This window comes from Euzebyales bacterium (assembly GCA_036374135.1).
Lineage (GTDB): Bacteria > Actinomycetota > Nitriliruptoria > Euzebyales > JAHELV01 > JAHELV01.
Genome location: DASUUK010000031.1, coordinates 67081 through 91747 on the forward strand (window position 1 = coordinate 67081; position 24667 = coordinate 91747).

At 70.7% G+C, this 24667-nt stretch carries 21 protein-coding genes; 10 read left to right on the plus strand and 11 right to left on the minus strand.

Annotated features, from left to right (window positions below; genetic code table 11):
• Positions 1-45 precede the first annotated feature (45 nt).
• The gene (locus VFZ70_04515; GenBank protein ID HEX6255052.1) at positions 46-1845 is read right to left on the minus strand and encodes a prolyl oligopeptidase family serine peptidase; all 1800 of its coding nucleotides are present in this window, start codon (positions 1843-1845) and stop codon (positions 46-48) included.
• A 34-nt stretch (positions 1846-1879) separates the two neighbouring features.
• The gene (locus VFZ70_04520) at positions 1880-2356 is read right to left on the minus strand and encodes a YbhB/YbcL family Raf kinase inhibitor-like protein (protein ID HEX6255053.1); all 477 of its coding nucleotides are present in this window, start codon (positions 2354-2356) and stop codon (positions 1880-1882) included.
• Between the two features lie 232 nt (positions 2357-2588).
• On the opposite strand from VFZ70_04520, the gene VFZ70_04525 reads away from it, so the two are divergent.
• Both VFZ70_04525 and VFZ70_04530 read left to right on the plus strand, forming a co-directional pair.
• The gene (locus tag VFZ70_04525; GenBank protein ID HEX6255054.1) at positions 2589-3131 is read left to right on the plus strand and encodes a DNA starvation/stationary phase protection protein; all 543 of its coding nucleotides are present in this window, start codon (positions 2589-2591) and stop codon (positions 3129-3131) included.
• Positions 3132-3161: 30 nt separating this feature from the next.
• The gene (locus VFZ70_04530; GenBank protein ID HEX6255055.1) at positions 3162-4106 is read left to right on the plus strand and encodes a DMT family transporter; all 945 of its coding nucleotides are present in this window, start codon (positions 3162-3164) and stop codon (positions 4104-4106) included.
• A 36-nt stretch (positions 4107-4142) separates the two neighbouring features.
• Here VFZ70_04530 and VFZ70_04535 read toward each other — a convergent pair whose 3' ends face one another.
• Both VFZ70_04535 and serB read right to left on the minus strand, forming a co-directional pair.
• A complete protein-coding gene (locus tag VFZ70_04535) occupies positions 4143-4892 on the minus strand; it encodes a hypothetical protein (GenBank protein HEX6255056.1) in 750 nt (249 codons plus the stop codon).
• A gap of 29 nt (positions 4893-4921) precedes the next feature.
• Positions 4922-6115, minus strand: a complete 1194-nt coding sequence (gene serB, locus VFZ70_04540; protein HEX6255057.1) for a phosphoserine phosphatase SerB — start codon at positions 6113-6115, stop codon at positions 4922-4924.
• Between the two features lie 89 nt (positions 6116-6204).
• Here serB and VFZ70_04545 point away from each other — a divergent pair, with 89 nt between their 5' ends.
• Both VFZ70_04545 and VFZ70_04550 read left to right on the plus strand, forming a co-directional pair.
• The gene (locus tag VFZ70_04545; protein HEX6255058.1) at positions 6205-6717 is read left to right on the plus strand and encodes a hypothetical protein; all 513 of its coding nucleotides are present in this window, start codon (positions 6205-6207) and stop codon (positions 6715-6717) included.
• A 30-nt stretch (positions 6718-6747) separates the two neighbouring features.
• A complete protein-coding gene (locus VFZ70_04550; GenBank protein ID HEX6255059.1) occupies positions 6748-7935 on the plus strand; it encodes a MarP family serine protease in 1188 nt (395 codons plus the stop codon).
• A gap of 41 nt (positions 7936-7976) precedes the next feature.
• Here the strand turns inward: VFZ70_04550 and VFZ70_04555 are convergent, their stop codons facing one another.
• From VFZ70_04555 to pruA, 3 genes are all read right to left on the minus strand, one after another.
• Positions 7977-9338, minus strand: a complete 1362-nt coding sequence (locus tag VFZ70_04555) for a 3-deoxy-7-phosphoheptulonate synthase class II (protein HEX6255060.1) — start codon at positions 9336-9338, stop codon at positions 7977-7979.
• 133 nt (positions 9339-9471) lie between these two features.
• Entirely contained in the window at positions 9472-10350 is an 879-nt protein-coding gene (locus VFZ70_04560; protein HEX6255061.1) for a YegS/Rv2252/BmrU family lipid kinase, read from the minus strand.
• A 10-nt stretch (positions 10351-10360) separates the two neighbouring features.
• On the minus strand, positions 10361-11986 hold the full coding sequence (gene pruA, locus VFZ70_04565; GenBank protein ID HEX6255062.1) for an L-glutamate gamma-semialdehyde dehydrogenase: 1626 nt from the start codon (positions 11984-11986) through the stop codon (positions 10361-10363).
• A 111-nt stretch (positions 11987-12097) separates the two neighbouring features.
• Here pruA and mutM point away from each other — a divergent pair, with 111 nt between their 5' ends.
• Positions 12098-12910, plus strand: coding sequence for a bifunctional DNA-formamidopyrimidine glycosylase/DNA-(apurinic or apyrimidinic site) lyase (gene mutM, locus VFZ70_04570; GenBank protein ID HEX6255063.1), 813 nt, complete (start codon positions 12098-12100; stop codon positions 12908-12910).
• A 79-nt stretch (positions 12911-12989) separates the two neighbouring features.
• Here the strand turns inward: mutM and VFZ70_04575 are convergent, their stop codons facing one another.
• Complete coding sequence (locus tag VFZ70_04575) at positions 12990-13607, minus strand: ATP-dependent Clp protease proteolytic subunit (GenBank protein ID HEX6255064.1); 618 nt, start codon at positions 13605-13607, stop codon at positions 12990-12992.
• Positions 13608-13960: 353 nt separating this feature from the next.
• On the opposite strand from VFZ70_04575, the gene VFZ70_04580 reads away from it, so the two are divergent.
• Complete coding sequence (locus tag VFZ70_04580; protein ID HEX6255065.1) at positions 13961-14701, plus strand: IclR family transcriptional regulator; 741 nt, start codon at positions 13961-13963, stop codon at positions 14699-14701.
• A gap of 89 nt (positions 14702-14790) precedes the next feature.
• On the opposite strand, the gene VFZ70_04585 is transcribed toward VFZ70_04580, so the two are convergent.
• Positions 14791-17178, minus strand: a complete 2388-nt coding sequence (locus tag VFZ70_04585) for a hypothetical protein (GenBank protein HEX6255066.1) — start codon at positions 17176-17178, stop codon at positions 14791-14793.
• 508 nt (positions 17179-17686) lie between these two features.
• On the opposite strand from VFZ70_04585, the gene ftsH reads away from it, so the two are divergent.
• Both ftsH and npdG read left to right on the plus strand, forming a co-directional pair.
• Positions 17687-19627, plus strand: coding sequence for an ATP-dependent zinc metalloprotease FtsH (ftsH, locus tag VFZ70_04590; protein HEX6255067.1), 1941 nt, complete (start codon positions 17687-17689; stop codon positions 19625-19627).
• Position 19628: 1 nt separating this feature from the next.
• On the plus strand, positions 19629-20297 hold the full coding sequence (npdG, locus tag VFZ70_04595; protein ID HEX6255068.1) for an NADPH-dependent F420 reductase: 669 nt from the start codon (positions 19629-19631) through the stop codon (positions 20295-20297).
• A 102-nt stretch (positions 20298-20399) separates the two neighbouring features.
• On the opposite strand, the gene panB is transcribed toward npdG, so the two are convergent.
• A complete protein-coding gene (gene panB, locus VFZ70_04600) occupies positions 20400-21209 on the minus strand; it encodes a 3-methyl-2-oxobutanoate hydroxymethyltransferase (GenBank protein ID HEX6255069.1) in 810 nt (269 codons plus the stop codon).
• Between the two features lie 132 nt (positions 21210-21341).
• On the opposite strand from panB, the gene dtd reads away from it, so the two are divergent.
• Both dtd and VFZ70_04610 read left to right on the plus strand, forming a co-directional pair.
• Positions 21342-21779, plus strand: a complete 438-nt coding sequence (dtd, locus tag VFZ70_04605; protein HEX6255070.1) for a D-aminoacyl-tRNA deacylase — start codon at positions 21342-21344, stop codon at positions 21777-21779.
• A 7-nt stretch (positions 21780-21786) separates the two neighbouring features.
• Entirely contained in the window at positions 21787-22869 is a 1083-nt protein-coding gene (locus VFZ70_04610; protein ID HEX6255071.1) for an EAL domain-containing protein, read from the plus strand.
• Here the strand turns inward: VFZ70_04610 and VFZ70_04615 are convergent.
• On the minus strand, positions 22840-24522 hold the full coding sequence (locus VFZ70_04615; protein ID HEX6255072.1) for an NAD+ synthase: 1683 nt from the start codon (positions 24520-24522) through the stop codon (positions 22840-22842). The genes VFZ70_04610 and VFZ70_04615 overlap by 30 nt on opposite strands.
• Positions 24523-24667 lie beyond the last annotated feature (145 nt).

A 24667-nucleotide genomic window follows, 5' to 3' on the forward strand; every position in this document is an offset into this window, starting at 1 on the left:
GACGTGTTCGCGCCGCCCCGTACGGCGGCATGGACGAGCCTCTGCTCAGCGCTGCGCGGCGGGGGTGCGCAGGTGCCGGGCGACGAAGTCGAGTGCCAGCGCCTGCTGCCGGATGTTCTCGGCGATCGCCATCGAGCCGTGGCCGGCCTCGAACACGTCGTAGTCGCACGCGACACCGTGCTCTCGGAGCGCCGCCACGTAGTTGTCGACCTGCCGGCGCGGACACCGCGTGTCGTTGGCGCCCGTGATGATCAGCACCGGAACGGTCACCTGATGCGCGTAGGTGATCGGCGACCGCTCGCGGTACAGGTCACCGCGCTCGTCGGGCGTGCCTTTGAACAGGCCATGGTCGAACTCGCGCAGTGCCGGCGACTCGTCCTCGTACGCCGCCAGGTAGTCCGCGACTGGAACCACCGCCACCGCCGCGGACCAGGCGTCGGGCACCGTTCCGATGCCCTGCAGCGTCAGGTACCCACCCCACGAGGCGCCGGTCAGCACGATCCGATCCGGGTCCGCCACGCCGGACGCGACGAGGTGGTCGCGACCGGCGCGCAGATCGACGACCTCAGGGCGGCCCGGATCGCCCTCCAGGGCATCCTGCCACCGCTTGCCGTAGCCCGTCGACCCGCGGTAGTTCGGACTCAGGACGGCGAATCCGTGGTCGACCCACGCCTGCACCGTCGGGTCGAACTCGTCGCCGACCTGGGCGTGGGGACCACCGTGCACGTCGACGACGAGGGGGAACGGCGGCTCGCCCGGTGGCAGCGACAGGAACGCGTGAACCATGTCGCCGTCATCGTTGAGGTAGTCGATCGACCGGGCGGGCACACCGTCTGGCGCCGGTGTGCCCGGGGCGGACAGCAGCACGCGATCGTCGTGCCCGGCGCGCGAGCGGACCGTCGGCGCGTGCGCCGACGACTCGAAGACGTACCACAGGGTGTCGTCCGGTCGGACCCGAGCAGCACCGACCGTGCCCGGTCCGAGCTCGACGTCAGCGACCCGTCCGCCCGCGATGTCGTAGCGCAGCAGGGTCCGGCGGCCGCGGTACTCGTGTGCGAGCAGCAACGCTGAACCATTTGGCCACCAGTCCTCGACGTCGAGCTCCCCGGGAACGTCGACATCGCACCGTGTGCGGATGTCGGAGGCGACGTCCCAGACCTCGACGATCCGCCGTCCGGTGCGGTCAGCCACCAGCGCGAGGCGTTGGTCACCCTCCACCGGCGACCAGCCCGCAGGGTCGACGGTGTTGCCAAGCCCGTCGTACGCGGTCGCGACGATCTGCCCGGCGGTGTCCGCCACCTGGACGGTCGGATGCAACGTGTCGCCGTGGGAGGTGTCCGACAGCGCGAGCAGCTCGGCGTCGGCGGACAGACCACCGACCGACACCGGGCTGGTGCGGGTGATGATGACCGTCGCGTCCCCGGCCTCGACGACCACGATCGAGAAGCCGTCCGCGTCGGCGCGACCGAACGCGTGGCGCCGCGCGCGCAGTGACAGGCCGGCCGACCACCCGGCCGGCACCGCGGGGGCCAACGGTTCGGCGTCACCGCCATCGAACGGTGAGATCACGAACTGCCCGACCTCGTCGCCGTGATCGTCGGAGAACCACACGATGCCGCCGCCGTCCGGCAGCGGCACACCCCATCGGACACCTGTGGGCCGGTCCGTGATCGGTGTGTGCTTGTCGGTTGACAGATCCCATGACCAGACCTGGCGCACGCCCGAGACGTTGGTGCTGTAGGCCGACCGCTCCGGAGCTCCGCGTGCCCACACCGGCAGGCTGTGGCGCACGGCCCGGAACCGCTGCTGCCACGGCGGTGGTGTGGCAGCAGCCCGATCGGTCACAGGTGCGCCGCCGTGTGCTCGACGCCGATCCGGGTCACGCGATCACAACGAGTTCGGCGGTGCCGACCACGTGCCCGACCGAGGCGCGACGGATCTCGTCGCGACGCGCACCCGGTGGCAGATCGATCTCCGTGTCGAGCGCGAAGAGGCGGAAGAAGTAACGGTGGGGCAGTGTCTCCTCGAGCTCGTCGCCCAGCGTCGGGCCGGTGTAGCCGGCCTCGTCGAACTCGTTGAGTCCCTGCATCAGCTCGACCGGCTCGTCGATCACCGCATCGCGTGGCACGCCCTCGGGCAGCTGGGTCTCGTGCGCGGCGATGCCGTACACGATCCAGTGGGTGAACACCCCCACCTCGGCATCCGGGTCGTCGCAGATCAGCACGAGCTCCTTGGCCTGCTCGGGCACGCCGTACCACTCGAGGGGAGGCGACACGTTGCCACCGTCAGCGGAGAAGCGGTCTGGCAGATCTTCGTCGTGCTGGAACGCAGGACTCGTCAGGCGGAACTCCGCCATCGTCTGCCAACCTCCTCGTCGGGGTGCAGCATTATTGCAGCACGTCGCCGACGCCGGTCAAGGACTTTGCCCGAGGTCTGGGCATGCGGGTGGTCCGGAGGGGACGATGCTGATGTCCGAGGCCCGCCAGGTCGGGCGTCGTCGAGCCGGTCGGGCGGCGGGTTACCGGCGGGGCGGGACGGGAACGATGGGTACGTTCCCATTACGATCCCGCGCGAAGGAGCGCTGCCGCATGTCTTCGAAGTACACGGTCCCCGGCATGGACACAGCCGACGCCGAGCGTGTCATCGAAACCCTCCAGCACAGGTTGACGGCACTGCTCGACCTCCAGTTGACCCTCAAGCACATCCACTGGAACGTGGTCGGGCCGACCTTCATCGGCGTCCACGAAATGCTCGATCCCCAGGTCGACGCTGTCCGGACGATGACCGATGACGTCGCCGAGCGCATCGCCACGATGGGTGGACAGCCGGTTGGCACCCCTGGGTTCGTCGCCAAGAACCGCGCGTGGGATGACTACGACCTGATGCGTGCGACCACCGACGAGCACCTGGCGGCGCTCGACGTGGTCTACACGGGCGTCATCGGCGACCATCGCAAGGCGATCGCCGAGTTCGACGACCTCGACCTGGTGTCGCAGGACATGATCATCGCCCAGACCGAACAGCTCGAGATGTTCCAGTGGTTCGTCCGAGCGCACCTCGAGGACTCCAGCGGTCAGCTGCGTCACGCGGGTGCGACGACCGAGCAGGGGGCGGCCGACGCCGTCGGATAGGCCGTCCGCGGCTCGGCTCATCCGGCCATCGTGACCGCCGACCGCATCCGGTCGGCGGCACGGCGCTACCCGCTGGTCCTGGTCGCGGCGGGGGTGTTGCTGTACTCGACCGGCCCCGTGATGGTGCAGGCGTCCGGCGTGTCCGGACCGGTGTTCAGCTTCTGGCGGCTGTGGATCGGCGTGGTCACGCTGGGCGTCCTGACGGTTCTCCAGGTGCGCGCCGGCGAGCAGTGGCCGCGCGCGCACCAGTGGCGGGTGGCGGTGTGGGCCGGGGTCGCGTTCGGTATGCACCAGTTGCTGCTGTTCACCGCGATCCGCGTCACGACCGTCGTCGATGTCACCCTCGTCGCGGCGCTCGCGCCGGTCGTCACTGCGGTCGGCGCCCGCTGGATGTTCGGCGAACGTCCCGGGCGCGGGTTCTGGGGATGGGCGGCCGTCGCGATCGCCGGCGCCGCGCTGCTGGCCGTGGCTGCCTCGTCGGCGCCAACCGGCAACGTCGCGGGGATGGCCATGGCGCTCGGCAATGTGGTCGCCTTCGCGGCGTTCTTCCTGCTGTCCAAACGGGGGCGCGACCACCTCGCCGTCGTGCCGTTCCTGTTCGGCACCATCACCGTCGCGGCAACGGTCGTCAGTGCCTTCGTGCTCGCAACCGGGGCGCCGGCCCTGCAGGTGGAGGTCACGGACCTGTTGCTGGCCGCTGGCGTCGCCATCGGCCCCGGGACGGTCGGCCACTTCGTCATGACGTGGCCACTGCGCTACGTCCCGGCGACGATCCCGCCCATCATGCGTCTCGCCCAGCCCTTCATCGCGGGCGGGCTCGCATGGTGGTTGCTGAGCGAGCCACTGTACTGGCGCCATCTGTTCGCGGGCGCGCTGGTCGTCGTCGGTGCTGCCGGTACGGTGCTGTCATCCGAGGGCCGACGGCTGCGCGCGGTGGCGCGCGGGCAGGTGGACGACGTCCCGCGGGCGGCGTGACACGCCGGGGCACCGGACGGTGACGCGGTCAACGGGTCAGGCTGACGCGCGCTCGGTGTAGGAGCGGAACGCCCGCGTGGGTTGGCCGCCCAGGTCGAGGTGGCCGGCTTCGTCATTCCAGAGCGCCATCAGCGCCGACCAGCCGGTGCCGTGGACATCGACGCGGGGGAGATCGTCGCGCCACGGCAGCCGCGGCGCAAGCCCTGCAGCGGTGGCCAGCCGCGGCACGTCGTCGGTGAGCACGCTGCTGTCGTCGTCGAGGACCAGTCCGATCGACAGCCGCGATGACAGCCGGCGGGCGTGCTCGAGGCCGCTGTCGACGATCTCGGTGAACCGGTCCCGTCCGCCCGTTCCCGAGCGCAGCCGCTGCCGGCCGCCGTCGACGAGCAGCAGGACCTCGGGTGTCTCGATGCGCACCGGCACCTCGACGGGCTCCTCGTACATCGCGATCGCGTCGTGGTCACCGTGCTCCACGCCGGCGCGGCGGTGGATCTCGCGGACGTAGGCGCGGGACGGGCGCAGGTGCGGCGCGTGCAGGCGCCCGGAGAACAGCGACATGCGCACCGGTGCGCGGAGGTTCGGTCCGCCGACGGTCTGCAGGCGGTAGGCCAGCCAGTCCTGGTCGTCGTGGGTGTCGAGCGACGCGAACACGTTCCACAACATGAGGTCGACGTTGCGCGGTTCGGTGCGCATGCGCTCCAGCCGTGCCGGCTCGTCGCGCATCATCAGCGCGAGCCGGTCGGCGTAGAAGATCGGGTTGGCCCGGGTCCGGGCGAACAGCACCACCGTGGCTTGCTCCTCGTGCCTCGTGCCGATCAGCGGGCGTTGACCGCGTCCGCGTCGGCGGCGTCGATCTCCTCCCGGGTGATGCCCAGCAGGAACAGGATCGCATCAAGATACGGCACGTTGACGGTCGTGTCCGCCGCTTCCCGCAGCACGGGCTTGGCATTGAACGCGATGCCGAGGCCGGCCGCGCGGAGCATGTCCAGGTCGTTGGCGCCGTCACCGACCGCAACCGTCTGGTTGATCGGCACGCCGGTCTGCGCGGCGAGGTCGCGCAGCGCGGCCGCCTTGCCTCTGCGGTCGACGATGTCGCCGAGAAGGTTGCCCGTCAGCCGGCCGTCGGCGATCTCCAACTCGTTGGCCACAACGTGGTCGAGGCCGAGGTCGTCGCGGATCGGCTCGACGATCTGGGTGAACCCTCCGCTGACGATGGCGGTCACGAAGCCAAGGCGACGCAGGGTCCGGGCGAGCAGGGGCGCACCCGGTGTGAGGCGCAGTCGGCCGCGAACACGATCGAGCACCTCGAGCGGGCAGCCGGCCAACAGCTGCACCCGTTCGCGCAGCGACTCCTCGAAGTCGAGCTCGCCCTCCATGGCCCGCGTGGTGATCTCGCGCACCTTGTCGGCACAGCCGAGCTCCTCGGCCAGCAGTTCGATCGCCTCGCCCTGCACCAACGTGGAGTCGACGTCGATGACGATCAAGCGCTTCGCGCGGCGGTACAGGTTCGCCGCCTGCACGGCGACGTCGACGCGCTGGTGGGCGGCCTCGGTCGCCAGCCCGTCGCGCAACGACGGTCCGTCGGCGCCGGACACGGTGAGCTCGAAGCTGGTGATGGGGTAGCGCGACAGGCGTTCGATCCGGTCGATGTTGGCACCCTGCTCGGCGATGACCGCCGTCAGCGCCGCAACGGCCGACGGCCGCAACGGCTGTCCGAGGATCACGACCGAGTGGCGGCCGACCGGGCTGCCGGCGCGTCGCGACGCCATCTGCTCGACCTCGATGTGCACCGCCATCTCGTCGGCGATGGCGGCGACGTCGCTGCGCAGCAGCGCCTCGTCCCCGGTCAACGACACGAGGATGCCCAGGATCAGTCGGTCATGGATGACCACCTGCTCCATGTCGATGATCCGCGCGGCGTGCTCCTCGAGCACGGCGCACAGGGTGGCGGTGATGCCCGGATGGTCCCGTCCGGTCACCGTGATCAGCAGAGCACTCGCGTCAGCCACGGGACAACCTTAGTCGTCCAGCGTGCGACCCGTACGATCGGCGTCGTTCGACGCGCCGCGAGCGGGTGCTCGGGTAGCGTTGGAGTGCAATGGACGAGATCCCCAAGCCACGCGAGTTGCTGGCGATACGCGGCGCGACGGAAGACCTGTTCATGCTGCTGCGCCGATGGTTCGCCGTGCCCAACGCGGTGACGCTCGATCTGCGCGCCGTCGACTCGGCGGTGGCCGAACTCGGGGAGCCGCGGTTGGTGATGGCGATGGCCATGCGCAAGCTGCAGGCGCTGCACCTGCTGACGACGCCGGGCGTGGTGACGACGACCGATGTGGTCCTGACCGTCATCCAGGACCTCGAGCGCGCGCTGCTGCAGGCACCGGCCATGCACCTGCGCGACGCGGCGGCGGCGACGGACTGGGACGCGGCGCTGGCCGCGCTCGACGATGATGATGAGCATGACGGTGAGGATGGGGCGGTCAAGGCGAGGACGCCCGACGGCGGTGGGAACGACGAGATCACCCTGTTCCGCACCCACCACGCGGCGCTGCACGAAGCGGCCCGCGCGGTGCTGCACGTGTCCGACGGACGGATCCGGCGGCTCGTATGAGCGGGCTGCGACGGAGTTGACGGTGCGCTGATGTTGAACGGGTTCGACTACCTGCTGCTGATCGTGCTGGTCGCCGTGTGCGTGCGCGGGGGGCGCCTCGGCGGGCTGTCTCAGGTGGCGTCGTACGGCATCGCGGCCGTCGGCCTGCTCGTGGGCGCGGTGATCGCGCCCGGCGTGGCGGCACTGCTGGCGGACGGGCCGGGCCCGACCCTGTCGTTGCTCACCCTGACGATCCTGCTGGTGTGCCTGCTCGCGGCGCAGTCGGTCGGCATCGCGATCGGTATCCGCCTGCGCCGTGCCGCCGCCCGGGCGGGCGCGGGCGGCGTCGACGCAGCCGCGGGGATCGGTGTCGCCGCGCTCAGCCTGGTGCTCGCGGTCTGGCTGCTGGCCGCACCACTGTCGCGTGGCCCGTTCCAGTCGCTGGCCAACACCCTGCGCGACTCCCGGCTGGTCAACCTCATCTCCGACGCCTTCCCGGCGCCACCGGATGTGATCGCCCGGGTCGGGACCTACCTCGACCAGCAGGGGTTCCCGGAGGTCTTCAGCGATTTCCAGCCGGACGTGACGGCTCCGCCCGCGCCGACCCCACGGGGCAGCGTCGTCGCGGCCGCGCAGGCGGCCGCAGAGCGCAGCGTCGTGCAGGTCGAGGCGGCCGGGTGCGACAGCATCTCGTCGGGCAGCGGGTTCGTGACCCGACCCGGCGTTGTCGTGACCAACGCCCATGTGGTCGCCGGTGGTGAGAGCATCGCGGTCCGCGACCCACGTGGGCGCCGTCCCGCACGGGTCGTGCTGTTCGATCCCCGCCTGGATCTGGCCGTGCTGTCAGCACCCAGCCTGCGTGCACCCGCGTTGCCATGGGTCGGTGAGGTGCCCGACCGCGGGCTCACGGGCGCGACGCTCGGGTTCTCGGGTGGCAGTCACCGGCTGACGGTCAAGCCGGCTGCGGTGCGGCGGCGTGTGCGGGCGCAGGGCCGCGACATCTACGGGCGCCAGAGCGTCCGCCGAGAGGTGCTCATCCTCGCCGACCCGGTCACGCGCGGCGATTCGGGCGGGCCGTTCGTCACCGCTGACGGCGAGGTCGCGGGCGTGGTGTTCGCGGCCGCCGTGGACGACCCCAGCACCGGCTACGCGCTGGCGGCCGACTCGATCCGCGACATCGTGGCCGAGGGCGCCGGGCGCACACGCCCCGTCGACACCGGAGCCTGCCGGTTCGACTGACGCCCGTCGTGGTCGCGGGGGCCGCACCTGGCCGCCCGCCGTCAGGCGCCGTCGCGCAGCATCTCGGCCAGCAGGAACGCGAGCTCGAGCGCCTGCTTGTTGTTCAGACGCGGGTCGCACGCGGTCTCGTACCGGTGCGCCAGATGGGCGTCGGCGATCTCCTGCGCGCCCCCGAGGCACTCGGTGACGTCCTCGCCGGTCAGCTCGAAGTGCACGCCACCGGGCACCGTGCCCTCCTGCGCGTGCACACCGAAGAACGTCCGCAGCTCGTCGAGCACGTCGGTGAACCGGCGGGTCTTGTAGCCCGTCCCACTGACGAACGTGTTGCCATGCATGGGGTCGCACGACCACACGACCGACAGGCCGCGGCGGTGCACGCCCCGGACCAGCGCGGGCAGGCGGTCCGGTGCCGCTGCTGCGCCCATGCGCACGATGAACGTCAGCCTGCCCGGCTCGTTGTCCGGGTTCAACCGCGCCGCCAGCGCGACCGCCTCGTCGACCGTGGCGGTCGGGCCGAGCTTGACGCCTACCGGGTTGCCCACGCCCGACAGGAAGTGCACGTGGGCGCCGTCGGGATCGCGCGTGCGCTCGCCGATCCACAGCAGGTGGGCGCTGCAGTCGTACCAGTCGCCGGTCAGGGAGTCCCGCCGGGTCAGTGCCTGCTCGTAGTTGAGCAGCAGCGACTCGTGGGACGTCCACAGATCAACGGTGTGGAACGTCGGGTCGTTGGTGACATCGACGCCGCAGGCCCGCAGGAACCGCAGCGCGCGGGTGATCTCGTCGGCGACCGCGGCGTACCGCTGCCCCTGTCGGCTGTTGCGCACGAACTCCTGGTTCCACAGGTGGACCTTCTCGAGGTCCGCGAAGCCGCCGCGGGTGAACGCGCGGAGCAGGTTCAACGTCGCCGACGACTGGTGGTAGGCGCGGGTGAGGCGATCGGGATCCGGCTCGCGCGCGTCCAACGAGAACGCGAGGTCGTTGACGGCGTCGCCGCGGTAGGTCGGCAGCACCTCGTCGCCGCGTTGCTCGGTCGGTGACGACCTGGGCTTGGCGAACTGTCCGGCGATGCGACCGACCTTCACGACTGGCAGCTGGGCGCCGTACGTCAGCACGACCGCCATCTGCAGCAGGATCTTGAGCTTGTCGCGGATGGCGTCGGCTGAGAAGGCGGCGAACGTCTCCGCGCAGTCGCCGCCCTGCAGCAGGAACGCGTCGCCGCGGGCGACCTGGGCGAGCTCATCACGCAGGCGGCGCGCCTCTCCCGCGAACACGAGCGGCGGTTGGGCATCGAGGCCGACCAGCACGCGTTCGAGATGGTCGAGGTCGGGCCAGTCGGGCTGCTGCGCAGCGTGAAGTCGACGCCAGGACGTGGGTGTCCAGGTGTCGTCCAGTCGCATGGTCATGGTGAGGTTCCACCTGCCGGGCCCGTCAGCTGGTTCGCGCGGGCAAACCTATGGGCTTGTGATCAGGATTGCATGCCGGGCGCGTCACGGGCTGGCCGCGCCGATCCGTCAGGACCAACATGGGCAACCCGCGCTACGGGTGCAGCACCCGCCACGCTCCGGGCCGCACCCGGTACGTCGCGTCCGCGATGTCGTGGCGGAGCTCGCCATCGCGGCTGTGGTCGATCGCCTCACCACGGATGCGGACGATGTGGCCCCGGTGCCCGACGACGTCGTCACGCGCGGTGAGCTCGCCCCGCTGCACGTCGCGTGCAAGTGCGGCGCGTGCGGCGATCGCCACGTCGCCGATCACGAGCAGATCCAGCAGGCCGTCGCGCGGATCGGCCGTCGGGCACAGCAGCGCCTGCCCGCCCAGGCTCGGTCCGTTGGCGACCAGGGTCAACAGCGCCGGTCCTTCGTGCACCACGTCGTCGTCGATCTCGACCGTCACCAGCTGACCGGCCGTCGTGGCGCCGGTGAGCAACGCCGCCAGCGGGTACGCAAGTGCGCCCGTGAGCGGCTTGAGCGGCCGCGCACGCTCGGAGGCGACGGCGCCGATGCCGGCGTGCGCGGCATTGACGACCACCTCACCGTCGTCGGTCACGAGCGCATCCGTCGGCGTGGCATGACCCGACGCACAGACCTTGGCGGCCTCGACCGGATCATCGGGCAGTCCCAGCCCGGCCGCGAAGTCGTTGGCGGTGCCCAGCGGCACGATGCCGACGGTCGTGTCAGTCAGGCGGTCGAGATCGTGGAGCACGTTGACCAGCGTGTGCAGGCTGCCGTCGCCGCCACACACGATGACGGTGTCGCCGTCGAACCGGCGGAGGACGTCGTGCAGGTCCGTCGGGTCGTCACACGTGCGCCGTGTGACGTCGCGTGCGTCGCGCAGCACGGCTTCGACCGCAGTGATGCGCTCCTCGGTCGCGGTGCCCGCGTCGCTGTTGGTCAGCAGCAGCGCAGGATGGGTCATGAGGTCACCTTCACTCCGCGAGGTGCGGGTAGCGCCAGTCGGTCGGCGGCACGAAGGTCTCCTTGATCGTGCGTGGGCTGACCCACCGTTGGAGGTTGAAGATCGATCCGGCCTTGTCATTGGTGCCCGATCGGCGGGCACCACCGAACGGCTGCTGGCCGACGACGGATCCCGTCGGCTTGTCGTTGATGTAGAAGTTGCCGGCGGCGTGGCGCAGCGTCTGGCTGGCATCGACCACGGCGGCGCGGTCCTGAGCGAACACCGCACCAGTCAGAGCATAAGGGCTTGTGCGGTCCACGAGGTGCAGCGTGTCGCTCCAGCGCGCGTCGTCGTAGACGTAGACGGTCAGGATCGGTCCGAACAGCTCGGTGGCCATCGTCATGGAGGTCGGGTCTTCGGTCACGAGCACCGTCGGGTCCACGAACCAGCCCTCGCTGTCGTCTGTGTTGCCACCCACCAACGTCTTCGCACCGTCGTCCACGGCTGCACCGATCGCGTCGGTGTGCTTCTCGAACGCCGCCCGGTCGATGACCGCCCCGCAGAACACGGTCGGGTCGGCGACATCACCCATGGGGATCGCCGACGCGAGATCGGCGATCCCGTCGCGGACGCCGTCCCACAGGCTCCGGGGGATGTAGGCGCGGCTGGCGGCTGAGCACTTCTGCCCCTGGTACTCGAACGCGCCGCGGCCGAGTGCCACGATCAGTTCGTCGACCTTCGCCGACGGATGCGCGACCACGAAGTCCTTGCCGCCGCTCTCGCCGACGATGCGCGGGAAGGCCCGGTACATGTCGAGCCGTTCCGCCGCCTGCTGCCACAGGCCCTGGAGGACCTTCGACGACCCCGTGAAGTGCAGACCTGCGAACGCCTCGTCGTGCATGGCGACGTCGCTGACGAGACCTCCGTCGCCGTGCACCAGGTTGATGACGCCGGGCGGCAGCCCGGCCTCCATCAGCACGCGCATCGTCCAGTGGGCCGCGAGCGCCTGCTTCTCCGACGGCTTCCAGACGACGGTGTTGCCCATGATCGCGGGCGCGGTCGGCAGGTTGAGCGCGATGGCGGTGAAGTTGAAGGGCGTGATCGCCAGCACGAAGCCCTCGAGCGGGCGGTAGTCCATGCGGTTCCACAACCCGTCGGCGTTCAGCGGCTGGTTCGCCAGCAGCTGGTGGGCGAAGGCGACGTTGAAGCGGAGGAAGTCGATCGCCTCGCACGCCGCATCGATCTCGGCCTGGTGCCACGACTTGGACTGACCGAGGATGGTGGTGGCGTTGATGCGGTCACGCCACGGTCCCGCCAGCAGGTCCGCCGCGCGCAGGAAGATGGCCGCCCGCTCCTCGAACGATGTCGTCGACCACGACGCTGACGCGGCCTTGGCGGCGGCGACGGCGGCCTCGGTATGACGAGTCGTCGCCTGGTGGACGTCGGCGAGGTGCAGATCGGTGCGGTGCGGCGCGCGGACGGCGAAGGTCTCGTCCGCATGCTCGTCCTCGCCCGCGATGACGTGCGGCGCCTCGACGACCTCGGCCGCGACCGCGCGCAGCTCGGCTGCGAGTGCGTCACGCTCGGCGGTTCCCGGCGCGTACGACCGCACCGGCTCGTTGATCGGCTCGGGTACGTCAAGGATGCTGCTGGCCATCGCACGTCCTCCTGCAGGCGGCGGTCGGGTGATCGTGCCGGTCCTGATGGGACCGTACCCGTGCCACGTCAGGTTCATCATCGGCGTTCCCGCTGCGGCAAGCTGGGTGACATGCCGGAGCTGCCCGAGGTCGAGAGCGTCGCCCGCCAGCTGCGCCCGCGTGTCGTCGGACGACGCATCACCGCCGTCTGGATCGACCGGCAGGCGCGGTTCGCCGACGTCGAGTCCGTGGTCGGTGCCACGGTCACCGCACTGCGCCGGCGTGGCAAGTACCTCCTGGCTGATCTCGACGCGTCGGGCAGGCCACCGCGTGAGCTGGTGATGCACCTCGGCATGACCGGTGCGTTCCGCTTCCGGGGCGACGGGTGGACCCCCGACGCGTACGTCCGCGCGACCTTCACGCTGGACGACGGTGTGCTGGACTTCCGTGACGTACGCCGGTTCGGCCGTCTGAGCGTCGTGGCCGCGGGCGATCACGCCGGCATCGCGACGCTGGCACGCATGGGTCCTGAGCCGCTCGGGCCCGACTTCGACCCACGGCGCTTCCACGCCGCACTCGCCGGTTCACGCATGCCGGTCAAGGCCCAGCTGCTGTCGCAGCGTCCGGTCGCCGGCGTCGGCAACATCTACGCCGACGAGGCGCTGTGGCTCGCACGCGTCAACCCACGCGCGAGACGGGTGGGGCCGGAACGTGCCGCGCGGTTGTGGACCGCGATCCGTCAGGTCCTGGCGGACGCCATCGAGCGTGAGGGCACGACGTTCCGCGACTACCAGATGGTCAACGGCCAGTCGGGGCGCAACGCGACGTTCCTCGTGGCGTATGGACAGCAGGGACGTCCCTGCCCACGCTGTGGAACCACATTGCGCAGGATCGAGGTCGCTGGCCGCGGGACGACCTACTGCCCGCGCTGTCAGCGGGTCTGACCGCCGACCGGGATCTGCGCGCGCGGGGGGCCACGGCGGGGCGGTGTCGTCTCCGCGCCGCCGCTGTCGCCGGACCCGTCTAGACGCCGCCGCGCTGTCGGACCTCGTCGATCGCGCCGTAGGTCACGGCGTCCTCGGCCGAGAGCCAGAAGTCTCGGTCAGCGTCGCGGCGGATCTCTTCGATGTCCTTGTTCATCCGCTCGGCGAGGATCTCGTACAGCCGTTCGCGCAGGAACACGATCTGCTTGGCCTGGATCTGGATGTCGACCGCCTGGCCGCGCGCGCCGCCGAGTGGCTGGTGGAACATGATTCGGGCGTTCGGGGTGGCCGCTCGGATGCCCGTACCGGTCGCCAGGAGGAAGGCCGCCGCCGACGCGGCGATGCCGACGCAGATGGTGTTCACCTTCGATCGCATCAGCTGCATCACGTCGTAGACGGCGAACATCCCGCTGACGAGACCGCCCGGCGAGTTGATGTAGAGCGTCACGTCCTTCTCGGACTCCGCATCGAGCGACATCAGCTGCGCCACGAGTGTGTCGGCGACCGTGTCCTCGATCGGCCCCTTCAGATAGAGGATGCGGTTGTCGTACAGCTTGCGGAACACGCTGGATCCGGCGAGGAAGTCCAGGTCCGGCCCGCCTTCATGGGCCGAGGGCGCAGGGATCGATCCGGTGTGGATCGCGTCGGGCTGGGACACGGCGAACACCTTCGCGAGCGGGGGAGGCAACGACATGCGGGCGGTTCGGCGGGTCAATGATCCGTCACACCGGTGACCGCGAGCTACGTGTGAAGCCTAGCAGTGGGTCGGGAGCGTGGAGCGGGTCTGGGACGACCCCGGTGGGCGGGTACCGCGCGGAGTCCGACGTAGAGGATGGGCGCGAGACCTGCGGCATGATGTGTGCGCTGAGCGCGCATCTGCGCCACGTAGCGCACGGTTCTTGCTCGCTCTGTGTGATGATTCCAGCGCAAGCCGGTGGCTGGCGCCGATCGGAGTACGCGCGACGACCTGTTGGAGCGGCTACGTCGGTGAACGAGAGCGGGTGTGGCCCCATGGCGAACGTGCAGGCTGGTGGATCGCGGACCCTGGGTCGCGGGCTGGAGGTGCTCAAGGCGCTGAGCCAGGCGCCTGAGGGCGCGACCGTCGCTGCGCTGTCGGCGCGGACGGGACTGGACCGTGCGGTGCTGTACCGGCTGCTCGACACGCTGACCGCCGAAGGCTTCGCCGTCCGGGACTCCGACACCCGCAGGTTCCACCTCGGCGTCTCGGTCATCGAGCTGGGCATCCGTGCGACGCGTCAACTCGATGTGCGCCGCTACGCGCTCCCGGGCATGCGTTCGCTGATGGAGCAGGCGCACGAGGCCGTCTGCCTGGCCGTACGTGACCGTCGGGACGTCGTCGTCGTCGATCGGGTCGAGCCACGCGGCCTGAGCACCCGCGTGAACTATCCGGTCGGCACGCGTCACGCGCTGGTCGCCGGTGCACACGGTCGTGCACTGCTGTTCCAGTTCGAGCCGGAGTTGCGGCGCGACCTGGGTGCCTCACCGGAACTGTCGGCCGATCTCGAGACGAGCCGCACGCGGGGGTACGCGCTGTCGCTGGACGAGATCGACCGCGGCGTCGTCGGCGTCGCCGCACCGATCGTCGGCCGCCGCGGTAGGCCGGTCGCGAGCGTCGGGATCGTCGCACCCTCGGTGCGCCTGCGGGATCCTGCCACGCTCGGCCCCAGGGTGCGGGCGCTGGCACGCGAGGTCTCGCGCCGCCTCGTGCACCCGCCCGCGCCGGTCGGCTGACGCTTCGGCGGCCACGTCCGGCGCGCAGTGGTGCATGACGTCGGACGACGAGGTCACCGGACTTTTCGGGCGACGCGGATACCGCGTCGTCAGCCCACCGCGACCCACTGTCCGAGCGTGATGCCCACGACCGCGCCCGCGGCTATCAGCACCAGCACGACGATCCATCGGACGATGCGACTGACGCCGCCGGACATCTGCGCGTCGTCGACCGGCTCGGTGTGGTGCGCGGCCGGACGCGGCGTCGAGCCCGTCTGGCTCGACGTCATCGGGTCGCTCGCGTGGCGTTGGGCGGGTGACGGCCGGGACGACTGCTGTTGGGGAGTCGGCCGTCGAGCGGCTGGCAGGGTCGGCGCCGTCATGTTCGCGGCCTGATTGCTCGACGACGCCTGTGGCCGCGCCCCCGGACCGGCTCCCGCACCGCCGAACAACTCGTCGACACGCGGGTCGCTGTCGTCGCGTTGGATGGGTGTCTGCACCGTCTCTTCCCAGTCGGTGCGTGCCGGGCGTGGATCCGATCCCTGCGGCTCGCGGGGGATGTCGTGGTCCCGGGAGCGTGATGCCCAGTCGTCGGAGGAGGTGTCCGGATCAGATGTGAACGCAGTCTGCTGGGTCTCCTGCATGCGCTCACGCCCCCGCGGCGGGCGTCGTAGCGGTGATTCGGTGCCGCTGTCGACGCCTGACCCCATCGGGCTGCCCAGCGGGTTCGGCGCGACCTCGTCCTCCGACGACCCTCGTCGGTCTGCGTCGCGCGCTCGCAGGGCCGGCGGCGGAGGCAGGGTGTTGTCGTCATCACCGAAGTGGTCATCATCGAACCTGAGTCCGGCCGGTGGTGCCGTCTCGTCGGGACGCAGCCCGGCCGGCGGACGTGCCCTGTCAGCGTCGCGCGCCCGGAATGCCGGCGGCGGGACCGTGTCGTCGTCGTCACCGAAGTGGTCATCGAACCTGAGTCCGGCCGGTCGCTCAGCGGTGTCGTCGTCGAACGGCGGTCCGCCTGGCGGTGGTGCGGTGTCGGTGTCGCGCGGCCGGAGCGCGGGTGGCGGTGGTGCGGTGTCGGTGTCGCGCGCGCGGAGGGCGGGTGGCGGTGGGACGCTGTCGTCGCCGTGGAGTCCGGCTGGTGGCTCAGCGGTGTCCTCACCATGCAGGCCGGCGGGAGGGGGCTCCGGGTCGTGCTGCCGCCGTGGCGCCGCCGGTGGCGGGGCCGTCGCGTCGTCATCAGGCGCCGCGGTGTCGGGCGGAGGGCGCAACGCCTGGGTCTCGCCGACGTCGGGTGTGGTGGGGGACGCGCCGGTCGCGTGTGAGAGGGACGGACGTCCGGACCTGTGCAGCGGCATCCGGACGAGATCCTCGTCCTCGTCGTCGTCGACCGGCTCCGGCGCCAGTGCGGGAGCGGCGTTGCCGAAGGCGGCCGGCGTGGCGCCGGATCCGGCCAGCGCCGGCGGGCCGCTCGGCGCGCGCAGCGGGGTGGGCAGGTCGTACCCGGCGTCCCGGTCCACGCGGTCGGCGTGCTCGGGCTCAGGTCGCGCCCAGCCACTGGGGGACGACCCGTTCTCGGGCCGCAACGCGGTGACCGGCGGCTGCTGCACCTGTGCGGGTGGCGACGTCGGCAGGTCCATGTCGAGTGAGGACCGGGGCATGCCTGTGACGCGATCGTCCGCACGGCGATCCAGGTCTGACGACGCGACGCGCAGGTCGGCGTCGAGGCTGGACGCGTGGAGCAGGTGCCCCCGCGCCTGCCCGTTGCTCAGCACCCACGCCAGCACACGGTGGCCCAGGTCGGGCGTCGGTGGCAGCGGCTCGAACCGGCGTCGCGCGCGCCGCAGCACACCGGCCAGGCGGCCGCACGGCGTCGGCTCCGCCGCGGTACCGGGTACGGTCGCGGCCTCGTGCGGAGGCAGCAGACCGAAGATCCAGTTGGCGAGTGCCACCCCGCTGTTGCACATCTCCGCCGCATGGCGCTCGGCGTCACTCAGTGGACTCGCGAGCGCCAGCAGTGCGTGCTTGAGGGCCTCGCCAGCGCCCTCCTCCTGGTCGGAGGTCGGGATGCCCTGGTCGTGCGCCCGGACGAGCGCGGCCTGCTGGTCGCGCTCGAGCTCGCCGATCATCCGCTCCAGCGGATCGTTGGCCGCGTTGCGCTCGTCGGCGTCGACACCCGACGTCCACGCCGCGAGTGACGGCGACGGCGCCGCGAGACCACGCTGCCGGAGGTAGCCGGTGCCGAGCGCGAAGCTGCGTGCGCGCACCCACCCCTCCAACGCGTCCTCGACCGGGGGCTCCTCCCACAGCTCCGCGTAGACCGAACGCAGCAGCGCCTCGACCTCGACAGGCGAGGCGAGCAGCCTGCGCGCGCACGCGTGCGCAGCGGTGATCGTGCGGTGGTACGCCTCAGCAAGGGCGATGGCGTCGCCGTCGGCGACCGCCCGCACGAGTCTCAAGTCATCGGTGCTGCGGTGATCGGTGAGGTCGGTGCGTAGCACGTGGTCCTCCAGCTTCGACCGCTCGGACTGGCCGATCGTGTGCGCGTGAGCGTACCCGGGGCGCACAGAACGACGCTCACCAGCCTAGGGTTCCCTTTTTGCCCTCGAAAGGCCCAACGACATCGTCAGTGATCCAGCCACTGTGGAACCCTCCAGCCTGACCTCCGACCACCTCGTCGGCAACCACGCCCCGGTCCACCCGAACAGGGTGGACGGTGAACCGATCGGTGAGGACCGCGTTCCGGGGCGTGCCCTCGGAGCGGGTCGTGCGCTGCTGACGGATGATCCGGACGCGTCGCTCGCCGCCGCCGTGGACGCGGATGGTCCCAGACCGATTCCTGACCGGGACCCGTGCCGGCGTTGTCGGGCGTGCCATCACCAATCTCCCAAGTGACCGTCATGGATGTTCAAAGGCTGTGCACAGGTGGGATCACCGCCCCCACTCAACTGGTGGGTCGCCCAAACTCGGGGTAGGAATGGTGGAGACGGAAACGTAGCGAGGCTGCACGTGAACCCAACCAACCGCAATCGACTACTGGTCGGCCTCCTCGTCGCGCTCGGGTTGCTCTGGTTGCTCAATCCGACGACGTCGGGCGAGTCGCTGACCTACAACGACTTCCGCCGAGCGGTGGCCGCCGGCGACGTCGAGTCGGTGACCTTCACCGGACAGGCCATCGAGGGGACGTTCAGCGAGTCCGGTGACCGCGCTGACGAAGGCGGGTTCACGTCGACCCTCCCACCGGCGGAGGTGATCGGCCAGGACGGCATCGAGTCCTTCCTCGAAGAGAACGAGGTCGAGATCGATGCTCGCGTCGAGGGTGAGAGCGTCCTCTCGCTGCTGGTGTTCTTCGGGCTTCCCATCCTGTTGTTCTTCGGGCTGTTCTGGTATCTGAACCGGCAGGCGCGGGGTCAGATGGGACCGTTGTCGCGCGTCGGCAAGTCGACCGCGCGCCTGTGGAAGCCGCACGAGCCGACCACACGGTTCAACGACATCGCGGGCTACCGCGAGGTCAAGCAGGAGATCAAGGAGGTCGTCGACTTCCTGCGCGAGCCGGACCGCTTCCGGCGTGCCGGTGCCGAGGTCCCCAAGGGCATGCTGCTGGTCGGCCCGCCCGGGACCGGGAAGACGCTGCTGGCCAAGGCGACGGCCGGCGAAGCCGGGGTGCCGTTCATCTCGGTCACCGGCTCGGACTTCATGGAGATGTTCGTCGGCGTCGGCGCCAGCCGCGTGCGGGACCTCTTCAAGACCGCGCGCGAGAACGCCCCGTCGATCATCTTCATCGACGAGTTGGACTCGATCGGCCGCAAGCGCGGCGCAGGTCTGGGCGGTGGGCACGACGAGCGCGAACAGACGCTGAACCAGTTGCTCGGCGAGATCGACGGGTTCGAGGGCTCCGAGGGCGTCGTCATCATGGCGGCCACCAACCGCCCTGACGTGCTCGACCCCGCGCTGCAGCGCCCGGGACGGTTCGACCGCCAGATCGTCGTCCCTCTGCCGACGCTGGAGGAGCGCGAGCAGATCCTGGTCGTCCACACCAAGGGCAAGCCCATGGGCGACGACATCGACCTGCAGGTCATCGCGCGCGGCACACCCGGCATGGCCGGCGCCGACCTCAAGAACCTGATCAACGAGGCCGCACTGATCGCCGTCCGGGACGGCTCCGACGAGATACGCATGCGCGACGTCGAGCAGGCGCGGGAACGCCACACGATCGGGCGTGAGCGGTCGAGCCTGCGCCTCGACGAGAAGGAGAAGCTCGCCGTCGCCTACCACGAGGGCGGGCACGCGCTGGCCGCGTTCCTGGACGAGGAGGCAGACCCCGTCTACAAGGTGACGGTGCTGCCGACGGGCATGGCGCTGGGCGTCACCCAGCAACTGCCGATCGACGAGCGGCACATCTACCTGCTCAGCTACCTCGAGGCCAAGATCAAGGTCATGCTCGGCGGGCGTGCCGCGGAGATGGTCGTGCTCGGCCAGCCGACGACCGGTGGTCAGCACGACCTCGTGCAGGCCACCAAGCTCGCGCGGGCCATCGTGCGCGAGTACGGCATGAGCGAGGAGCTCGGCCCGATCGGGTACGGCAGCCAGCAACAGGTGTTCCTCGGTGAGGAGCTCGCCCGCGGTCACGAGTACTCCGAGCAGACCGCGGAGGTCATCGACCGCGAGGTGCAGCGGATCCTCACGTCGGCGCTCGACGACCTGGTCGACCGGTTCGCCGACCTGCGCACGGGCCTGGACGCGATGGCCGACCTGCTGGTGGAGAAGGAGTCGTTGACCGGTGACGAGGCGCTCGCCGCTGCGCGTGGCGCCCTGGATCCGGCGCGGCGCGTCCTCCTCGACGGTGCGCAGACGATGGACACGACCCCGACCATGGTGCGTGGTGCCGGCGACGGTCGTGACGGTGACGAGCCTGCCCGGCCGCGTGAGCCGGCCGGCTCGGGCCGTTGAGGTGACCGACGCGTCGCGACCCACCGTCGGGGTGCTGGGCGGCACGGGTCCGCTCGGCCGTGGGTTGGGGATGCGGCTGGCCATGGCGGGCTACGACGTCGTGCTGGGCTCGCGGGATGCGACCCGCGCCGAGCGGGCCGCCGCCGGCCTGCTCGACGACCACGCGGTCGATGACAGCGCGCTGCGCGGTGGCCCGAACCGGGACGCGGCGGCGCGTGACGTGGTGATCGTCGCCGTACCCTTCGACGGCGTCCGCCCACTGCTCGGGGATCTCGGTGACGTGCTCGCCGGGACCACCGTGATCAGCTGCGTCAACCGCCTCGGCTTCGATGCGCACGGGCCGCAGGCGCTCCCGGTGGACGAGGGCAGCGCCGCGCAGCTCATCGCCACGCTGCTGCCGACCGCCCGCGTGTTCGGTGCGTTCCACCACATACCCGCCGCCCGGCTGACGCGGGACGTGGGCCCGCTGGACATGGACGTGATGATCACCGGCGACGACCCCGACGAACGTGTGCTCGACCTGGTGCGCGCTGTCGGAGGCGTCCGTCCGGTGGTGGTGGGGCCGTTGCGGCTCAGCCGCCCCATAGAGGAGCTGACCGCGGCGATCATCGCGGTGAACAGGCGCTACAAGGTGTCCGCCGGAGTCCGCCTGACCGGTCTGCCCGACTGATCACGTCCCTGGCGTGGCACGTGGTGCCGGTGGGCCAGTGCTGGGTGCCACGGTGGCGGGTGGTGCCGGTGGGCCGGCACCGACCTGCCACACCCGGTGGTCTCAGTACCGGTGCTCGGGAGCCGGGTACTCGCCGGTGGCGACCTCGGACTGGAAGGCCTTCACGGCGTCGCGGATCATGCTGCGGCCGTCGACGTAGGTCTTCACGAAGCGCGGCCGGTGACCCGCGCCCAGACCCAGCAGGTCGTGGAGCACGAGCACCTGCGCGTCGGTGTCCGGACCGGCGCCGATGCCGATCGTCGGGATCTCCACGGCGTCGGTCGCCCGCCGTCCCACATCACTCGGCACGCACTCCAGCACGACCGAGAAGGCACCGGCCTGCTCGAGTGCCACGATGTCGTCGACGATCAGGTCGGCGGCCTCGTCGGTGCGGCCCTGCACCTTGAACCCGCCGAACTGGTTGACCGACTGCGGCGTGAGCCCGAGGTGGCCCATGACCGGGATCCCCATGCGGACAAGGTCAGCGACCAGGTCCACCATCGGACCGCCGCCTTCGATCTTGACGGCCGTCGCGCCCGCTTCCTTGAGCAGGCGGGTCGCGTTGCGCCTGGCCTCGGTCATGTCGATCTGGAAGCTACCGAACGGCATGTCGGCGACCACGAGTGCGTCGGGCGCGCCGCGGCGTACCGCCGCCGTGTGGTGCAGGATGTCGTCCATGGTGACCGGCACCGTCGAGGTGTGCCCCATGACGACCATGCCCAGTGAGTCCCCGACGAGCAGCAGCGGGATGCCCGCCTCGTCGAGGATCTCCGCGCTCACAGCGTCGTAGGCGGTCACCATCGCGAAACGCTCACCACGTTGCTTGAACGCCCGGAGGTCGTGAATGGACCGTGGTCTCTTGCCAGCGCTCATGTCGCCCTCGCGTCCTGCCGGCCCGGAGACGTCCCGTGACGTCCCACTGCGGGTCCAGCGGTCTACGCACAAACGTACCCGCGTCCGTGAGCAGCGGAACGACTGGTCAGCGACGGCCCGGGTCGTGCGCTGATGCGCGTCGTGCTGCAACGCGTCACCGCAGCCGCCGTGCGGGTCGACGACGAGATCGTCGGGCAGATCGGGCCCGGTCTGCTCGCGCTCGTCGGCGTCGGGCGCCGGTCCCGGCCGGCCGACGCCGAGTGGCTCGCCGCCAAGACCGCCGGGCTGCGGGTGTTCTCGGACGATGCCGGGCGGATGAACCTCTCGGTCACCGACATCGGCGGATCGGTGCTCGCGGTCAGCCAGTTCACGCTGTACGGCGATGCCTCAAGAGGGCGGCGTCCGTCGTTCGTCGACGCGGCCGATCCGACACGGGCGCGGCAGCTCTACGAGCTGTACTGTTCGGCCATCCCGACGGATGTGCAGCGTGGCGTGTTTGGAGCGCACATGGTCATCAGCGCCGAAGCTGACGGTCCGGTCACGATGCTGCTCGAGCGAGAGGGACTCTGACCCGCCGATGGTTTCGCTGTTGCCCCACAGTGGTGGGTCGGACCCGACCGACGGGCCGGACGGCGGCGCGGTCCCCGGTACGCACACCGAGGCTGCGCTGCGTCTGATCGCCGACGAGCTCGGGTTGCAGGAGGCCACCCTGGTGCCGGCCGATGCGGCACCACCCGGCGTCGAGCACGTGGACCTGCCCCTCGTCCGTGACGGCGTCGAGTGGGCCGTGCTGCGTGTCGTCGGCACGAGCGTCGCACAGCGGACCGCGGGCCGCGTCGTGCGCAGCCTCATCACCCGGCTCGTCCTCGACGGCATGGTCGCCGACGTCGGTCGTCTCGATTCCGACGGCGGCGACCGCGCCGCCGTGGCGCGCGTGCTGGCCGACAACTCGCTCGAGATGGTGCTGCAGCCGATCGTCGAGCTCGACTCGCGTCGCATCGTCGGCGTCGAGGCCCTGTCGCGCTTCCCGGCCGACACCAACCGGTCGACCGAGAGCTGGTTCGCACTGGCGGCCGCCGCGGGCCTGGGCGTCGAGCTCGAGGCGGCGGCGTTGCGACGTGCCGTCACCGCGATGGAGCACCTCGCCGAGGGCGTCTACCTGTCGGTGAACGTGTCTCCGGAGGCGCTGCTGTCGTGCGATGTGCAGGACATCCTGGCCGACGTCGACCTCGGCCGGGTCGTGCTGGAGATCACCGAGCATGCCCGGGTGACCGACTACCGCGCGCTCGCGGACGCGCTGCAACCGTTCCGGACGCGGGGCGTCCGCGTCGCCGTCGACGACACCGGCTCGGGCTTCGCCAGCCTGCGGCACGTGCTGCGCCTCGAGCCGGAGATCGTCAAGCTCGACTCGAGCCTGACCAGCGACATCGACGGGGACGCCGTCCTCCGCGCCCTCGGCTACACGCTCAAGGCCTTCGCCAGCGCGATCGGGGCGCAGACGGTCGCCGAGGGTGTCGAGAACGAACGTGAGTTGTACGCACTGCGCTTCATCGGCGTCCCGTACGGTCAGGGCTACCACCTGCACGAGGCGCTGACACTGGATCCGCGCACGTGGCCCGCCGAGATGCGTTCAGCCGGCCCACCGGTGGGTGATCGGTAGCCGCCGCTCGCGGCCGAACGCGCGCGTCGTGACCTTCACGCCGGGGGGTGCCTGGCGGCGCTTGTACTCGGCCCGGTCCACCATCCGCGTCACCTCGGCGACGAGCGTCCGGTCGTGGCCGTCGGCCACGAGCCGGTCGACGCTGCGGTACTGCTCGACGTAGCCGGCGAGGATCGCGTCGAGCGTGCCGTACTCCGGCAGGCTGTCGGTGTCGACCTGATCGGGCCGCAGCTCAGCCGACGGCGGCTTGTCGATGATCGCCCGGGGGACGACCGTGCCGGCCGGTCCGAGCCACGAGTCGCGGTGCGCCCCGTTGCGGTAGGCGCACAGCTCGTACACGACCGTCTTGTACACGTCCTTCAACGGGGCGAAGCCACCCGCCATGTCGCCGTACAAGGTGGCGTACCCGACGGCGTACTCGCTCTTGTTGCCCGTGGCCAGCACGAGATCACCGCGCTTGTTGGACAGGGCCATCAGCAGTGTGCCGCGGATCCGCGACTGGATGTTCTCCTCAGCGATGCCCTCCTCGGTTCCTGCGAACGGCTCGGCCAGGGTGGCGTCGAACGCCTTCATCACGTCATCGATGCGCAGCTCGAGCCAGGAGCAGCCGAGGGCGTCGACCAGGTCACGCGCGTCCGTGATCGATCCCGGGGACGAGTAGGGCGACGGCATCGCGACGCACGTCACGTTCGAGGGGCCGAGCGCATCCGTGGCCACGACCGCCGTCAGGGCACTGTCGATGCCGCCGGACAGACCGATGAGCGCGCGCTCGAAGCCGTTCTTGCGCAGGTAGTCGCGTGTCGCGAGCACGAGCGCCTCGTAGACGACCGCCGGTTCCGACAGCCGCTCGGGTTCGGCACGCGCGGCGGTGGGCGTCCCGCCGTCCGGGTCGATGTCGACGATCAGCAGGTCCTCGTCGAAACGCGCAGCGCGCGCCACGACGGTGCCGTCTGGCGCCATGACGAACGAGTCGCCGTCGTACACGACGTCGTCCTGACCGCCGACGAGGTTGACGTAGGCGATCCATGCGCTGCCATCCGTCGCGTGACGCCGCGCCCAGCGTTCGCGCTCGGCCCGCTTGCCCGTGTGGAAGGGGCTGGCGTTCGGGCTCACCACCACCTGGGCGCCCGCGCGTGCGCTGTCGGTCGCCGGGCCGCCGGCACCCCACAGATCCTCGCAGACCGTCAACCCCACCCGCGCATCGGCGACGTCGAAGACGACCAGGTCGGACCCGGCACGGAAGTAGCGTGCCTCGTCGAAGACCCCGTAGTTGGGGATCCGCTGCTTGCGGTAGACGCGTGCCACCAGCCCGTCGACCAGCAACGCCGCGCTGTTGGCCAGACCCTGCGGGATGGCGTCCTCGCCCACGATGCCCGTCAGGCTCGACAGGTCGCTGACGTCCTCGGGGTAGCCGACGAGCAGGGGAGCGGATCCGATCTGCCCGGCCAGCTCTTCGAGCTGCTCGGCGACCGCACGGATGAACGCGGGTTTGAGCAGCAGGTCGTCCGGCGGGTAGCCGGTCAGACCCAGCTCGGCGCTGACCGCGAGCTGCGCGCCGCGGTCGACGGCCCGCCGGTACGCGGCGAGCAGGGCCGCGGCGTTGCCCTCGATGTCACCCACCGTCGGGTTGAGCTGAGCGAGTGCGATCCGCATCTGACGCCTTTTTACGCAGCCGAAACAGTCGAGCAATCGCAGAGAAAGCAGTGCTGCCTACGGTTCTACCCGTACCGGGCCGCCCTTGTACCTGCTGGTGCGAAGACGACACGGGACCGGGAGGCCGCTGCCTCCACGGTCCGGG